Origin of the sequence: Nonomuraea sp. NPDC050556 (assembly GCF_044457355.1) — a bacterium.
In the GTDB taxonomy this organism is placed as follows: domain Bacteria; phylum Actinomycetota; class Actinomycetes; order Streptosporangiales; family Streptosporangiaceae; genus Nonomuraea.
Window position 1 is genome coordinate 1,285,379 of the sequence record NZ_JBITGU010000003.1, and the last position, 14,282, is coordinate 1,299,660.

Here is a 14,282-nt window from a genome sequence, read left to right on the forward strand (position 1 = left end):
GGTTGGCGGGGTAAGTTTGCCCGCAAGAGAGATATCACCTTCTGCATTCATGCGTGTTCTTTACGTTATGGGCTGATTGACCGGGTTTGAGTCGTCTGCGGTGGCGAGGTCGGTGTGACGCAGCAGCCAGAAGTGTCCGAGCGCCGTCCGACGCTGCCGCCCGACCCGCGCGTGCTCGCCAGATCGGCCCGGATCACGGTCGGCGCGACGGTGGTGGCGCTGCTCTGCGCGGCCTCGGGGCTGGCCGGATGGCTGGGCCTCTTCCCTCCGGCGATACTGAAGCCGAACACGGTCGTGGGGCTGCTGCTGGCCGGGACCGGTCTGCTGCTGTTCCGGACCAAGGGCCGCCGCGTCGCCTTCGTGTGCGCCTCAGGCGCGGTCGTCGTGGGAGCGCTCACGGTGGCCGAACACCTGACCGGGGCCGATCTCGGCATCGACGGCCTCCTCCTGACCGCGCCGGGCGTGGACCCGACGGCGCTGCCCGGCACGGTGCCCGGCCGGATGGGGCTCAACACCGCGCTGGCCATCGCGCTGGTGGGGGCGGCGCAGCTGCTGCTGGCCAGGGGGTGGGCGTGGACGGGGCAGGTGCTGGCGCTGCTGGTCATGCTGCTCGCCCTGCTGCGCGGGTACGGCGCGCTGTACCAGGTGCCGCCGCTCTCCCACTCGTCCACCTTTCCCGGCCAGGCGCTGCACGCGGCCCTCGCGCTCGGGCTGCTCGGCTATGGAACGTTCCTGCTCAGGCCCCTTTCCGGGATCGCCGGGCTGATGACGGCCGAGGGCAACACCGCGCTGCTCGGGCGCTGGCTGCTGCGTACGACCATGGTGGTGCCGCCGCTGCTCGGCTGGGCCGTGCTCACCGGGGTGCGGCGCGGGCTCTACGACACCAGGCTCGGCGTCGCTTTGCTGGTGGTGGGCAACGTGTGCGTGTTCACCGTCGTCGCGCTCGTCGCCGTCGCGGTCGCCGCGCGCATCGAACGCGGGCGCGCCCGCGCCCAGGACAGCCTGCGCGAGCTCGACTGGCTGCGGCTGCTCATGGACCACACCCCCGCCGCGATCTACATGAAGGACCTGCGCGGTCACTACCTGGCGGTCAACGACCACTTCGCCCGGCTGTTCCACCGCCCGGCCGCGTCCATCGCCGGGCTGACCGCCGCCGACCTCCTGCCCGCCGCCGACGTGGAACGGATCACCGCCAACGACCGCCGCGCGGTGGAGGCAGGGGCGCCGATCCAGGTGGAGGTGACGCTGCACCCGCCGCAGGGCAGCCGCGACTACCTGACCATGCTCGTCCCGTTACGCGATCGAGTGGGGCGGGTGACGGGGGTGTGCGGGATCGCCACCGACGTCACCGACCGGGTCAGCGCGCAACGCGAACGCGACCGGCTGCAGCGGCGCTTCGCCGAGCTGCTCGCCTCAGCGCCGGACGCGATGGTGATCACGGACGAGAACGGGGTGATCCAGCTCGTCAACGCGCAGGCCGAGGCGGTGTTCGGGTACGGCGGGAGCGAGCTGGTGGGGGCGGAGATCGAGCTGCTGATGCCGGACGGGCTCCGCGACGTGCACCGGTCGCACCGCGGCGCCTACACCGCCGACCCGCGCCCCCGCCCGATGGGCACCGGGCGGGCGCTCAGCGGGCGGCGCAAGGACGGCACGACCTTTCCCGTCGAGATCAGCCTGGCGCCGCTGCACACCGAGGACGGGTTGCTGATCTCGGCGGCCATCCGCGACGTGACCACCAGGCAGCGGGAGGAGCGGCGGCGGGCGGAGCTGGCGGCCATGGTGCAGACCAGCCGGGACGCCATCCTCGCCCTGTCACCCGGCGGCGTCGTCACCTTCGCCAACCCGGCTGGTCACCGGCTGTACGGGTACGACGAGCTGGCGGGACACCACCTGAAGCGCCTGGTCGCCCCGGAGAAGGCGGCCGAGGTCCTGGCACTCCTCGACCGCCTCCACACCACCCCAGGGCCAGACCTCCAGGGCGAGCGGGTCGAGACCGTGGCCGTCACCGGGGACGGCAGGGAGGTCGACATCGAGCTCGCGCTCTGGCCCGTGCACGACGACGAGGGGCGGCTGTCCGGGATCTCGGTGAGCGCGCGCGACATCACCGCGCGCAAGCGGGCGGCCGCCGAGCTGCGCCGGGTCTACGAGCAGCAGCGGCACGTCGCGCTCACCCTGCAGCGCAGCCTGATGACCCTGCCCCCGGACCTGCCCGACCTGCCGTGCGCGCGCCGCTACCTGCCCGCCACCGAGGGCGCCGGCATCGGGGGCGACTGGTTCGACCTCATCGCGCTCGGCCACGGCAGGATCGGGGTGCTGATCGCCGACGTGATGGGACGCGGGCTGGAGGCGGCCGCGGTCATGGGCCACCTGCGCCCTGCCGCGCACGCCCTGGCCAAGCAGGGCATGAACCCTGCCGAACTGCTGCGCGCCCTGGACGGGCTGGTGCTGGAGCTGCCCGAGCAGATGGTGACGTGCTGCTACCTCATCGTGGACCCTTCCGCCGGTACGGTCACCGTCGCGTCGGCGGGTCACCTGCTGCCGTTGCTCGTGCCGCCGGAGGGGCGGGCGGGGCCGCTGGCCGTACCCGTGGGGGTGCCGTTGGGGATCGGGGGGCTGGTGCACACGCACACGACGCTGCCGCTGCCGGACGGGGCGACGCTGGCGTTGTACACGGACGGGCTGGTGGAGACGCCGGACACGGACATCGACGCTCGAGTGGAGCTACTGGTGGGGGAGCTGGTGGCGGGGCTGGCGGAGACCGACAAGCTGGAGGAGGTCGCTGACCAGCTCTTGTCGGTGCTCCTCCCGAACCCGTCGGCGCCGGGGGACGACGTCACATTGCTTCTCATGCAACTCCCGCACTCCCTCCCCGCGTGATGGTGAGGGGAGTGGACAACTCCACGTGCGGGCCACCTTCGTGTGGCCCGCCGCCCCTCCTGTGGCCCAGCCCTTGGGTGGGCCGAGCCGCGGATGGTGGCTCGCGTCTCCAGGAGCGAAGGTCGCCAGGGGGTGCGTCACTCTCGCAGGTCGGGCCGCCGTGGTGAAGGGACCGTCGCGTTGGCACACGCGGGTATCCCTGCGGGGGCGTGCCATCGTGTCTGGCCCTTCGGTGGGTAGGGCAACCGCCGAAACGCCGGGAAATGCAGAAGGGCCCACCGGAGTGGGCCCTTGCGACAAGGTGGAGTGGACGATACAGGGATTGAACCTGTGACCTCTTCCGTGTCAGGGAAGCGCTCTCCCGCTGAGCTAATCGTCCGGGAACTGCTGTATTGAGTTAACCACCCTCAGAGCGGAAGACGGGATTCGAACCCGCGACCCTCACCTTGGCAAGGTGATGCTCTACCACTGAGCCACTTCCGCATGGCGCCTGCACTACTTTAGCGGATCCTGACGGTCCCGCAGCCCTGCACCGAGGTGGAGACGGGATTTGAACCCGTGTAGACGGCTTTGCAGGCCGCTGCCTCGCCTCTCGGCCACTCCACCAGGAGTTGAACTCCGAGCGGAAGACGGGATTCGAACCCGCGACCCTCACCTTGGCAAGGTGATGCTCTACCACTGAGCCACTTCCGCGCGTGCCGTACTGGCCACGAAGAAACCTTATCGTCTTCGCGGAGTGCCCGTGTGCAAGGAGCGGGCCGCGAGGCGAAAGCCGTACTAAATGTCCGAAAAATTAGGGGATCACCCGGACGTCCCTGGCCTTCACGAACATCACCCGGTGGCCGAGCTGGATCTGGTGGTAACGGAGCTTCCCGCTGATCAGCGTGTGCTTGGCCGGGTCGAAGGTGTTGGCCCGGTAGTAGGAGCCCGGCAGGGTGTAGGCGAGCGAGTACGTCTGCCCCAGCCGCAGCTTGTACTGCAGCGGCGCGTGCCGCTGGTAGACCGCCCGCCCGCGATAGGCGGACTTCTCCGGATAGGCGCGGCCGTACACGCGGACATTGTCGGTCAGCGGCGCCACCAGCGGCCCCCGCGCGGTCACCGCCGTCGGCGCCGACGCCGGGTTGTAGAACCACGCCTTCTGCCCCAGGTACCAGATCGCGGTCCAGTCGCCCCGCACCTCGGCCACGCCGTACCGCTGCCCGGTCGAGGCCCGCGCGCTGTGGTCGTAGACGCTGTACGTCGAGTCCCTGCCCAGCCGCTTGCCGATGTCGTCGACCAGCGGCGCGTCCTTCTTCGGCTCGGTGCGCAGCCACACGGTCGAGGCGCCGTGCGGCTTGCAGGTCGGGCGCTTGCTGGAGCACCCGGTGAACAGCGGCCGGTTCTTCTCGTAGGCCGGCCGGATGATCACCGACGTGCCCTTGCGCGCCGCCTTGATCGGCGCGCCCATCAGGTCGAACATGTGCGCCCAGTCCCAGTACGGCCCCGGGTCCTCGTGCATGCCGGGCACCGTCTTGGCGTTGGTGCCCGGCACGTTGTCGTGGCCGATGACGTGCGCCCGGTCGAGCGGCACCGCGTACTTGTCGGCCAGGTAACGCACCAGCTTCGCCGACGAGCGGTACATCGCCTCGGTGTACCAGGTGCCGCCCTTGGCCAGGAACCCCTCGTGCTCGATCCCGACGGAACGGCTGTTCACATCCCAGTTGCCCGCGTGCCAGGCGATGTCCTTGGTCCGCACGTGCTGGGCGACATGTCCGTCGCGGGAGCGGATGGTGTAGTGCCAGCTCACATAGCGGGGATCGGCGACCATGGTCGGGACGCCCCGGTAGGAGCCCTCGGTGTCGTGGATGACGATGTAGTCGATGCGCCGCCCGTCCATGGTCCTGTCGTGGTTGCCGTAGTCACCCTTGCCGAACTGCTTGTACGCCGCGGGCATCCACTCGCATCCCAGCGAGACCGGGCACTCCGCAGGAGAGGGCGCGGCGCGCCGCATCGGCACCGCGACGGGCGAGGGGCTCAGCCGTACCGTCGTGCCGTCGTCGACCTGCCGCGCGGCGCCCGTACGCAGGAGCGAGTAGACCTCGTCGGCGAAAGCCCCGTAGCGGTTGACGGCGCCGTACCAGGCCGCAGGGTCGGAGTCGGCGTGGAGCTGGTAGCTGGCGAGCAGCGCGGCTCCGCCGCGGATGTTGGCCGCCGCGTCCCTGCGCAGCACCTCGGGCGGCAGCCCGGTGAGCCGGGCCGCCGCCTGCACCGTCGCCTCTCCTGTAGCTGACCCACCGGACGGCGGCAGGACGGCGGCGGGGAGGCTCGCCTGGCGCAGCGGGCGAGCCTCGTCGCCGCGCGCGTCGTCCATCCCCGCCTCGCCGAGGCCGAGGCCGAGGCCGGGTGCCGCGTACTCCGTGTCCACCAGGTGCATCGGCCCGAACCCGCCGGACACGCTCGGCTGCCCGCCGTTGGCGTCCCACCGCGAGGACAGGTAGGAGACGCCGAGCAGCACGCTCTCCGGCACGCCGTACTCGCGTGCCGCTGCCCTGAAGTCGTCCTGCCGCCCGTGTGGCTGGGCCGGTGAGACGAGGACGGAGGTGGCGAGGACGACGGCGACCCAGAGCGGCATGGCAACTCCTACGGAACGGCGGCATTTGACTACATAGAGTAATCATGCCCCGTTACGCATGGGTCACTCGGGTCGGATGATGCGGAAGAGGTCCGCCAGATCCGCGTCGAACTCGGCGTCGAGGTCGCGCGGCCCGTCGAGGTAGGGCGCCAGGCGCTGGTGCGCGGGCAGGTCGGCGCCGCGCCGCGCGCGGGCGCTGGCCGCGCTGGCGGAGAACCGGCCGCTGACCTCCGAGGTGGCCCAGCCCATGATGAACGTCGTGGCCAGCCGTTCCATCCTGGGCACCTGGTCGTCGGGCACCCCGCAGTCGAGCAGCGCCTGGTAGACGGCGTCGCTGACGCGCACGGCGTCCGGGGTCACCGACGGGCGGGAGAACATCAGCGGGAAGACCGCCGGGTGGCGCAGCGCCACCTGCCTGAAGCCGTGCGCCATCGCGCCCAGCCGCTCCCTGCCGTCCAGCTCCGGGTCCACCGGCGGCATGTCGCCGAGCAACCTGCCGACCAGGCCGTCGAGCAGCTCGTCCTTGTTGCGGAAGTAGCCGTAGAGGGCCATCGGGGTCACGCCGACCCGGTCGGCGACCGCGCGCATCGACAGCGCGTCGAGCCCGCGCTCGTCGGCGATGGCGAGCGCCGCGTCGAGGATTTCCGGCCGGCGTTCGGTCTTGAGTTTCCGCACGATCGCAGTCTACAGTGTAGAGCAGTCTACACCGTAGACTGAGGAGGCAACATGCTGAGAGCGACAGGACTGGTCAAGCGATACGGCCAGGTCAAGGCCCTCGACGGGTTCTCCCTCGAGGTCGCGCCCGGCGAGATCGCCGGGCTGGTCGGCCACAACGGGGCAGGTAAGACGACGTTCTTCGAGATCGCCTCCGGCCTGGTGAAGCCGGACGCGGGGGAGATCGTCCTCGGGGCCGCGCCCGGAGTGGCCCCGCAACAACTCGCGCTCTACCCGAGCGTCACCGTCCGCGAGACGCTGCGGCTCTTCGGCGGCCTCGCCGGGCTGCGCGGGCAGGCGCTGAGAAGGAAGATCGAGCAGGTGGCCGAGGAGCTGCACCTGACCGGCGTGCTCGACCGGCGGGTGGGCGTGCTCTCCGGCGGCCAGCAGCGCCGCACCCAGGCGGCCACCGCGCTGCTGCCCGAGCCGCGGCTGCTGCTGCTCGACGAGCCGACCGTCGGCGCCGACCCGGAGACGCGGGCGGCGCTGCTGGCCGCCGTCCGCGCGAGGGCCGCGGACGGCGCCGCCGTCGTCTACTCCACCCATTACCTGCCCGAGCTCGCCGAGCTCGAGGCCACCCTCGCCGTCGCCAGGAACGGCCGGGTGATCGCCCGCGGCACCAGCGCCGAGCTGCTCAGCGGTCTGCCGTCCGAGGTGCGGCTCCGCCTGGACGACGAGGAGCTGTCCGTCACCACCACCGACCCCACCGGGGCGCTGGCCGCGCTGCTGCGCGACCTCGACCGGCCGGTGCGGGAGATCGACATCCGCCAGCCGTCGCTCGACGACCTGTACAGGGAGCTGTCCCATGATGCACCGAGTCGCGGTCCTGACCAGGCACAACCTGCTGTTGCGCCTGCGTGATCCGAGCCACCTGGTCAGCTACCTCGTCATGCCGATGGTGCTGATGCTGGTGTTCAAGCCGATGTTCGGCGAGGCCGTCCAGCCGGTGACCGGCCTGCTGGTGATGTTCTCCGTGTTGTCGATGGCCGACGTGGCCACCGCGACGCTCACCGAGCGCGTCTGGCACACCTGGGACCGGGTGCGCGCCACCCGGGCGAGCGTGCTGGAGCTGGTCGTGGCCAAGGCGGTGCCGGTCTTCTGCATCCTGCTCGCCCAGCAGGCGCTGCTGCTGGTCTACGGGGTCGTCGCGGTCGGGCTGCGCACGCAGGGGTCGGCGTGGCCGCTCGTCCTGGCCGTGTGCACGTGGTGCTTCGCCCTGCTCGGCCTCGGCACGGCCATCGCCGCCGTGGTGCGCAGCCACGGCGAGCTCAGCACGATCAGCAACGTCGGCGCGCTGGCGGTCAGCGCGCTGGGCGGCGCGCTGGTGCCGGTGGCGATGATGCCGGACTGGGCCCAGGCGATCGCGCCGATCTCGCCCGGCTACTGGGCCACGACCGCCTTGCGCGCCGCCGTACGCGGGGAGGCCGACTGGCGGGCCGCGGCCATCCTCACCGGCCTCGGTCTGGTGTCCGGAACGTTCGCCTGCTGGAGGCTGAAAAGGGGTTGGGGGCGCTCCAGCGTCCTCTAGGAGTAAATTCCTGCCCGATATCGGGCAGGATATTGGCCTTGGCGGCCAGGCATAAGTAGTGTCCTGCGATGTGTACGAAGACCTCATCGCGCACCTCACCCGGACGAGTCCGCTCGGACCGGGCGAGGCGGCGCGCGTGGTGGCCGACGTGCTCTCGTACTTCTCCGAGCCCGTCGAGGAGTTCGTACGGCGGCGCCACGTCGAGCTGAAGGCCCGCGGCCTCACCAACGACGAGATCTTTCCCAGGATCGCGGGGGAGCTACCCCTGCGCCGGGTCTCGGCACCGGAGCTGACGCTGCGCCAGCTCCGCAGAATCGTCTACGGATAGGAGCGGCTATGTGCGGAATCGTCGCCTACGTCGGCCCCAAGGACGCGGCGCCCATCCTGCTGGAGGGGCTGCAGCGCCTGGAGTACCGGGGCTATGACTCGGCCGGTGTCGTGGTCTCCAACAAGGGCCTGAAGATGCGCAAGGTCAAGGGCCGCGTGGCCGACCTGGCGAAAGCCGTACCGGCCAGGTTCGCAGGAAAGGTCGGGATCGGTCACACGCGGTGGGCCACCCACGGCGTGCCCAGCGACGAGAACGCGCACCCGCATCTGTCCACCGACGAGCGCATCGCCGTCGTCCACAACGGCATCATCGAGAACGCGGCAGAGCTGCGCGCCAAGCTGGAGGCCGACGGCGTCGTCTTCCTGTCGGAGACCGACACCGAGGTGCTCGCGCACCTCATCGCGGCCACCGTCCAGGAGACCGACTCCCTGGAGGAGGCCGTACGGCTGGCGCTCAAGCGCATCGTCGGCACCTACGGCATCGCCGTCCTCGACGCCCAGCGCCCCGGCGAGGTCGTCGTCGCGCGCAACGGCTCGCCGATCGTGCTCGGCCTCGGCGAGAAGGAGATGTTCGCCGCCTCCGACGTCTCCGCCCTGGTCCGCTACACCCGCCAGGTCGTGCACCTGGAGGACGGCGAGCTGGCCGTGCTCAAGGCCGACGGCTTCCACACCTTCTCCAGCGACGCCCGCGAGACGGCCAAGGAGCCGCTGACCGTCGACTGGGACGCCGGGCACTACGACACCGGCGGCTACGAGCACTACCTGCTCAAGGAGATCTCCGAGCAGCCGGAGACGATCGCCCGCACGATGAGCGGCCGCCTCGACGAGCGGTTCAACATCGCCCACCTCGGCGGACTCAACATGGACGCCCGCGAGACCCGCTCCTTCCGCCGCGTGAAGATCATCGGCTGCGGCTCCGCCTACTACTCGGGGCAGATCGGCGCGCAGCTCATCGAGGAGCTGGCCCGCATCCCCGCCGACGCAGAGCCCGCCTCCGAGTTCCGCTACCGCAATCCGGTGGTCGACCCCGACACCCTGTACGTCGCGATCAGCCAGTCGGGCGAGACCTACGACACGCTGGCCGCCGTGCAGGAGCTCAAGCGCAAGGGCGGCCGGGTCATCGGCATCGTCAACGCGGTCGGCAGCGCCATCGCCCGCGAGGTCGACGGCGGCATCTACCTGCACGCGGGACCCGAGGTGTCGGTCGCCTCGACCAAGGCGTTCACCTCCACCTCGATCGCCTTCGCGCTGCTCGCGCTGCACTTCGGCCGCGTGCACGACCTGTCGCCCGCCGACGGCCGCCGCATCGTGGCCGGGTTGCGCAAGCTGCCCGCGCAGGTCGAGGAGATCATCAAGAACGGCGAGCAGATCGCCGCGCTGGCCAGGAAGTATGCCGACCACCCGAGCATGATGTTCGTCGGGCGGGTCCGCGGCTACCCGGTGGCGCGCGAGGGCGCGCAGAAGCTCAAGGAGATCTCCTACGTGCACGCGGAGGCCTACCCGGCCAGCGAGCTCAAGCACGGGCCGCTCGCGCTGATCGGCCCCGACATGCCGACGGTCGCGATCGTGCCGGACGACGAACTGCTGGACAAGAACCTCACCACGCTGGGCGAGATCAGGGCGCGCGGCGGGCGGGTCCTCATGGTCGGCCACCGCGAGCCGGACACCAAGCTGGCCGACGACGTGATCGTGATCCCGAAGAACGAGATCGAGCTCGACCCGATCCTGCTGACGATCCCGCTGCAGCTGCTGGCCTACCACGCCGCGGTCGCGCTGGACCGCGACGTGGACAAGCCGCGCAACCTCGCCAAGAGCGTGACGGTGGAGTAGCTAGCTCTTGCTGACCGGCAGATGGTCGGGGCGGTGGACGAGGCTGCCCTCCGTCCACCGCACCTGACCAGCCGGTACGGCCAGCCGCAGCTTGGGCAGGTCGGCGATGAGCACCCCGAACGTCTCCTGCAGCTCCATCCTGGCCAGGTTCGCCCCCAGGCAGAAGTGGGGCCCGCGGCCGAACGTCAGCCCCGGCGCCGCGTCCCTTCCGAGGCGCATCTCCAGGGGGTCGGGGAAGACCGCCGGGTCGTAGTTGGCGCCGATGCCGGACGGCATCACACCCTCGCCCTTGGCGATGACCTGGCCGGAGGGCAGCTCCACGTCCTCCTTGGCGACCCTGATGACCCCGGCGTCGCCCGGCGTGTCCAGCCTGAGCAGCTCCTCGACGGCGGCCTCGATCGTCTCGGGGGTCAGGTCCGCGTACGCGCCGGTGTTGAGGAGGCGGAACATCGACTTCGACAGCACCGACCCGGTCGTCTCGTGCCCGGCCAGGAACATGCCGAGGGTGAGCCTGGTCAGCTCGTGCTCGCTGAGCCGGTCCTCGGCGTCGCGGGCGTTGATCATCGAGGCGAGCAGCCCGTCGCCGGGACTGTCGCGGTGCTCGGCGATGAGCTCGCCCGCGTAGGCGTAGAACTCGGCGGCGGCCGTGACCTTCTCCTCGACCGGCACGGCGGTGGACGAGACCATCGCCGTCGACCAGGCGCGCACCCGCTCGGTGTCGATCCCGTCCACGCCCATGACGTCGCAGATCACCTGCACGGGCAGCGGGAAGGCGAAGTCGGCGACGAAGTCGAACTCGTCGGGCAGCCCGTCGAGCAGCTCGCGCACGATCTCCCGCACCCTCGGCCGCCAGACGGCGACCTGGCGCGGGGTGAACGTGCCGGACAGCAACCTGCGCAGCCGCGAGTGCTCGGGCGGGTCCATGCTGAGGATGCCACCGGGGGAGTCGGTGAGGTTGTAACCGTCGAACATCCTCGGCGCGCCCTCGTAGTGCAGGTTGCGGGTGAAGCGCGGGTCGGAGAAGACCACGGCGGAGTCCTGGTAGTTGACCGCCAGCGCCACCACGTCGCCACTGGGCAGCTCCACCTGACCGGCCGGGCAGCTCGCCCGCCGCCGCTCGTAGATCTCGTCGGGCGCCGCGCCCGGGTGCGCGGGAAAGGGGAACTTGTCGAGCGCGGTCATGGGACCTCCTTGAGAACCGGCACCTCAACAGGCCGGATGATGATGGACCCCTCGGTCCAGGCCAGCTTCTCCCCGGGTACGGCCAGCGCCAGCCCGGGTAGCCGCTCGACGAGCACGCCCAGGATCTCCTGCAGCTCCATACGCGCCAGGTTCGCCCCGAGGCAGTAGTGCGCCCCGCGCCCGAACGCGAGGTGAGCCGCCTCCCGGCCGGGCCGCACCTCCTGCGGCTCGGCGAAGACCGACGGGTCGAAGTTGCCTCCGGCGAACGAGGCGATCACGCCCTCGCCCTTGCGCACCACGCCCGAGGGCAGCTCGACGTCCTCGGTGGCCACCCTGAGCAGCGGGCTGTCGCCCGGCTGCTCCACCCGCAGCAGCTCCTCGACCGTCCCGGCGATCAGCTCGGGTCGCGCGACCAGCTCCTCGTACCCGGAACGCGGGTCGAGCAGCCTGACGATCGAGCGCGACAGCACGGAGCCGGTGGTCTCGTGCCCGGCGAGGAACAGGCCGAGCGTGTTGCGCACCAGGTCCTCCTCGCTCAGCCGGTCCTCGCCGTCGCGCGCGCCGATCATCGTGGCGAGCAGCCCGTCGCCCGGGTCGTCGCGGTGCGCGGCGATCAGCTCGGCGATGTAGGCGTAGAACTCCATGGCCGCCGCGAGTTTCTCCTCCTCCGACAGCCGCGAGGTCGACATCATCGCGTCCGACCAGCCGCGCACCTTCGCGGTGTCGATGTCCGGCACGCCCATGACGCCGCAGATGATCTGCACGGGCAGCGGGAAGGCGAGGTCGTGCGCGAAGTCGAACTCGGCGGGCAGGGAGTCGATCAGCGCCGTGGCCATCGCGCGCAGCCGGGGCCGCCACGCGTTGACCTGGCGCGGGGTGAAGACGCCCGACAGCAGCCTGCGCATCCTGGTGTGGTCGGGCGGGTCCATGCTGATCAGGGAGCCGGGGGCGTCGCCGATGGTGAACCCGGCGAACATCCTCGGCGACCCCGGCCTGCTCAGGTCGCGGCTGAAGCGGGGGTCGCTCAGCACGACGGCGGCGTCGTCGTAGGTGGTGGTCAGGTAGGCCGTGTCTCCGCTGGGGAGCCGGACCAGGCCGAGGCGGTCGCGCGCACGCCGTAAGGCGTACTCCTGCGCGGGAGCGCCCCGGGGTCCAGGCGGGAACGGATAATGATCCATAAGAAGGACGCTAGCCGCAGAACGGGACAGCGTCACGGGAGGAGCAGCCCCCAATACAGCGCCCACGGCGCGAACAGCGCCCCGGCGGTGATCAGGAGGCTGAGCCGTACCCGCTCGGAACCCTGCGACCTGCGCCAGCCGCGCACGGTCAGCGCGGTGGCGACCACGACGGCCACCGCCAGCGCCTGCAGCGCCAGCCAGACGAGCGGGCGGCTGCCCAGCATGGGCCCCGGGGTGGCGAGCTTGCCGCCGGTCATGACCAGGAACATCACGTAGCCCATCGAGCCGAGCACGGCCACCAGACCACCGGCGGACACGACCCGGGCCGTACGGACCACCGTGGCGGACCGCCCGCGCACCCGCCTGGCCAGCGCCCACACCGGGTAGCCGAGGAAGCCCACGAGGAACACCAGCAGCGCGGCCACCTGCACGACCGGCCCCTCCCACCAGGACGGCGGCGGCACGGGGATGCTGAAAGACGGCTGCGTCGGCAAAGCGGCGGGCGCGTCCCGCATCGGCAGCTTGCCCGCCGCGACGTCCTTCACCCACGTGCCCACCGTGTCGGCGTAGCCGGGCGCCAGCTCGGGCAGCCGCGTGACGCCACCGTCCGGGCTCTGGTGCGCGGCGTGGTCGGCGCCGGCGAAGTAACGCAGCGAGTAGTGGCCGTGCGTCAGCGCCCTGGCGAAGATCGGCGGGCTCTCCTGCGGCGGCGTGAGCAGGTCCTTGGTGCCCCAGATGGCCAGCACCGGCTGCTTGACCTGCCGTAGCACGCCTTCCGCGTCGTGGTACGGCTCGCCGAACAGGCCGCCGGCCGAGACCTGCCGATACAGCGTCGGCTCGGCCCGGTCGACGAGCGGCCCGGCGACGCCCGCCTTGCGCAGCCCGGCGGCCACGGCCCAGGTTTGCTGGCGCAGCGGGGCCAGGCCGTTCGCGCCGACCACGACGACGAACTTGATGTCGGCCGAGCGCGTGGCGGCGAGGGGGGCCACCCAGCCGCCCTCGCTGAGCCCCCAGATGCCGACCTTGGCAGGGTCGACGCCCTTCTGCCCGCGCAGGGCGCCGATCGCGCCGATCGCGTCGTCGGCGAGCGTGCTGTAGGAGCGCTCGAAGATCGAGTAGCCCTCGGAGCGCTTGTCGTAGACCAGGACGGACAGCCCGCGCCTGGCGAACTCCACCGCCTCGCCCATGAGCTTGGTGCGCGGCGAGCCGCTGCCGGCGCCGTGCACCAGCACCAGGCCTGGGGTGGGGGAGGTGGCCCCGGCTGGGGCCACGACGGTGCCGTGCATGGCGAGCCCTCCGCTGCCGGAGAAGCTCACCTCCGTCGTGGTCACCCCGGCGGGCGCCGGGGTCGGGGTGAGCAGGGTCGTGAGTAAGAGCAGAACGAGTCTCATATCGCCGAAGCTACTCTGCAGAGACCTCTCGGCAAAGGGATGTCTGCAGATATCGTTCTGCAGGACTAGGCTGCTCCTCATGAAGGATGAGCGACCCTGGCTGCTCGACGACCCGGAGCGGCTGAAGGCCCTGGCCCACCCGATGCGGCGGCAGATGCTGCACCACCTCAACGTGCACGGCCCGGCCACCTCCACCACGCTCGGCGACCTGCTCGGCGCCAAGACCGGCACCACCAGCTACCACCTGCGCCAGCTGGAGAAGTACGGGTTCATCGAGGAGATCGCCGAGCGCTCGACCGGCAGGGAGCGCTGGTGGCGCAGGGTCGAGACGGGCGACATCAGGCTGCCCACGCCCGACCAGGTCGCCGACGAGGACCTGCCGGTGCTGAGCGAGTTCTACCGGCAGAGCGTGGAGGAGGACCGCGACCTGCTGGCCAGGATGCCCGCCGCCTTCGCCGCCGACGCCGCGTGGGCCAGGCACTCGCGCGGACTCGGCCGCATGACCAGCGCGGAGCTGGACGCCTTCTTCGAGGAGTACATGGAGCTGCTGAAGAAGTACAGCCGCCGCGTGGAGGACGCGGGGGACGGGTCGCGGCCGATGCTCATCCGACTGTTCGCCCTTCCCGGAGATTAAGGGGTAACTC

General features: G+C 71.1%; 11 protein-coding genes and 4 tRNA genes. 6 read left to right on the forward strand and 9 right to left on the reverse strand.

Annotation, left to right across the window (positions count from 1 at the left end; all coding sequences use genetic code 11):
* The first annotated feature begins 132 nt into the window (after positions 1-132).
* Positions 133-2,877, forward strand: a complete 2,745-nt coding sequence (locus ACIBG8_RS34970) for a PAS domain S-box protein (protein ID WP_397347375.1) — start codon at positions 133-135, stop codon at positions 2,875-2,877.
* Positions 2,878-3,184: 307 nt separating this feature from the next.
* Here ACIBG8_RS34970 and ACIBG8_RS34975 read toward each other — a convergent pair.
* From ACIBG8_RS34975 to ACIBG8_RS35000, 6 genes are all read right to left on the reverse strand, one after another.
* A tRNA-Val gene (locus ACIBG8_RS34975) sits at positions 3,185-3,256 on the reverse strand.
* Between the two features lie 32 nt (positions 3,257-3,288).
* Positions 3,289-3,360 (reverse strand) — tRNA-Gly (locus ACIBG8_RS34980).
* A gap of 52 nt (positions 3,361-3,412) precedes the next feature.
* Positions 3,413-3,483 (reverse strand) — tRNA-Cys (locus ACIBG8_RS34985).
* A 15-nt stretch (positions 3,484-3,498) separates the two neighbouring features.
* Positions 3,499-3,570, reverse strand: a tRNA-Gly gene (locus ACIBG8_RS34990).
* Positions 3,571-3,670: 100 nt separating this feature from the next.
* Complete coding sequence (locus tag ACIBG8_RS34995) at positions 3,671-5,488, reverse strand: N-acetylmuramoyl-L-alanine amidase (RefSeq protein ID WP_397347376.1); 1,818 nt, start codon at positions 5,486-5,488, stop codon at positions 3,671-3,673.
* Between the two features lie 63 nt (positions 5,489-5,551).
* The gene (locus ACIBG8_RS35000; RefSeq protein ID WP_397347377.1) at positions 5,552-6,163 is read right to left on the reverse strand and encodes a TetR/AcrR family transcriptional regulator; all 612 of its coding nucleotides are present in this window, start codon (positions 6,161-6,163) and stop codon (positions 5,552-5,554) included.
* Positions 6,164-6,214: 51 nt separating this feature from the next.
* Between ACIBG8_RS35000 and ACIBG8_RS35005 the strand changes: the two genes are divergently transcribed.
* The 4 genes from ACIBG8_RS35005 (at position 6,215) to glmS (ending at position 9,887) form a co-directional block, all read left to right on the forward strand.
* Positions 6,215-7,063, forward strand: a complete 849-nt coding sequence (locus ACIBG8_RS35005; protein WP_397347378.1) for an ATP-binding cassette domain-containing protein — start codon at positions 6,215-6,217, stop codon at positions 7,061-7,063.
* Entirely contained in the window at positions 7,008-7,730 is a 723-nt protein-coding gene (locus ACIBG8_RS35010) for an ABC transporter permease (RefSeq protein ID WP_397347379.1), read from the forward strand. The genes ACIBG8_RS35005 and ACIBG8_RS35010 overlap by 56 nt, the downstream gene beginning before the upstream one ends.
* A gap of 70 nt (positions 7,731-7,800) precedes the next feature.
* Positions 7,801-8,058, forward strand: a complete 258-nt coding sequence (locus ACIBG8_RS35015) for a hypothetical protein (RefSeq protein ID WP_397347380.1) — start codon at positions 7,801-7,803, stop codon at positions 8,056-8,058.
* A gap of 8 nt (positions 8,059-8,066) precedes the next feature.
* The gene (gene glmS / locus ACIBG8_RS35020; protein WP_397347381.1) at positions 8,067-9,887 is read left to right on the forward strand and encodes a glutamine--fructose-6-phosphate transaminase (isomerizing); all 1,821 of its coding nucleotides are present in this window, start codon (positions 8,067-8,069) and stop codon (positions 9,885-9,887) included.
* On the opposite strand, the gene ACIBG8_RS35025 is transcribed toward glmS, so the two are convergent.
* Genes ACIBG8_RS35025 through ACIBG8_RS35035 form a run of 3 tightly spaced genes read right to left on the reverse strand, consistent with a single transcriptional unit; the run spans position 9,888 to position 13,638 of the window.
* Complete coding sequence (locus ACIBG8_RS35025) at positions 9,888-11,069, reverse strand: cytochrome P450 (RefSeq protein ID WP_397347382.1); 1,182 nt, start codon at positions 11,067-11,069, stop codon at positions 9,888-9,890. It abuts the gene before it with no gap.
* Complete coding sequence (locus ACIBG8_RS35030) at positions 11,066-12,247, reverse strand: cytochrome P450 (protein ID WP_397347383.1); 1,182 nt, start codon at positions 12,245-12,247, stop codon at positions 11,066-11,068. The genes ACIBG8_RS35025 and ACIBG8_RS35030 overlap by 4 nt, the downstream gene beginning before the upstream one ends.
* A gap of 32 nt (positions 12,248-12,279) precedes the next feature.
* Positions 12,280-13,638, reverse strand: a complete 1,359-nt coding sequence (locus tag ACIBG8_RS35035) for an alpha/beta hydrolase family protein (RefSeq protein ID WP_397347384.1) — start codon at positions 13,636-13,638, stop codon at positions 12,280-12,282.
* Between the two features lie 79 nt (positions 13,639-13,717).
* On the opposite strand from ACIBG8_RS35035, the gene ACIBG8_RS35040 reads away from it, so the two are divergent.
* Positions 13,718-14,272, forward strand: coding sequence for an ArsR/SmtB family transcription factor (locus ACIBG8_RS35040; RefSeq protein WP_397347385.1), 555 nt, complete (start codon positions 13,718-13,720; stop codon positions 14,270-14,272).
* Positions 14,273-14,282: the final 10 nt, after the last annotated feature.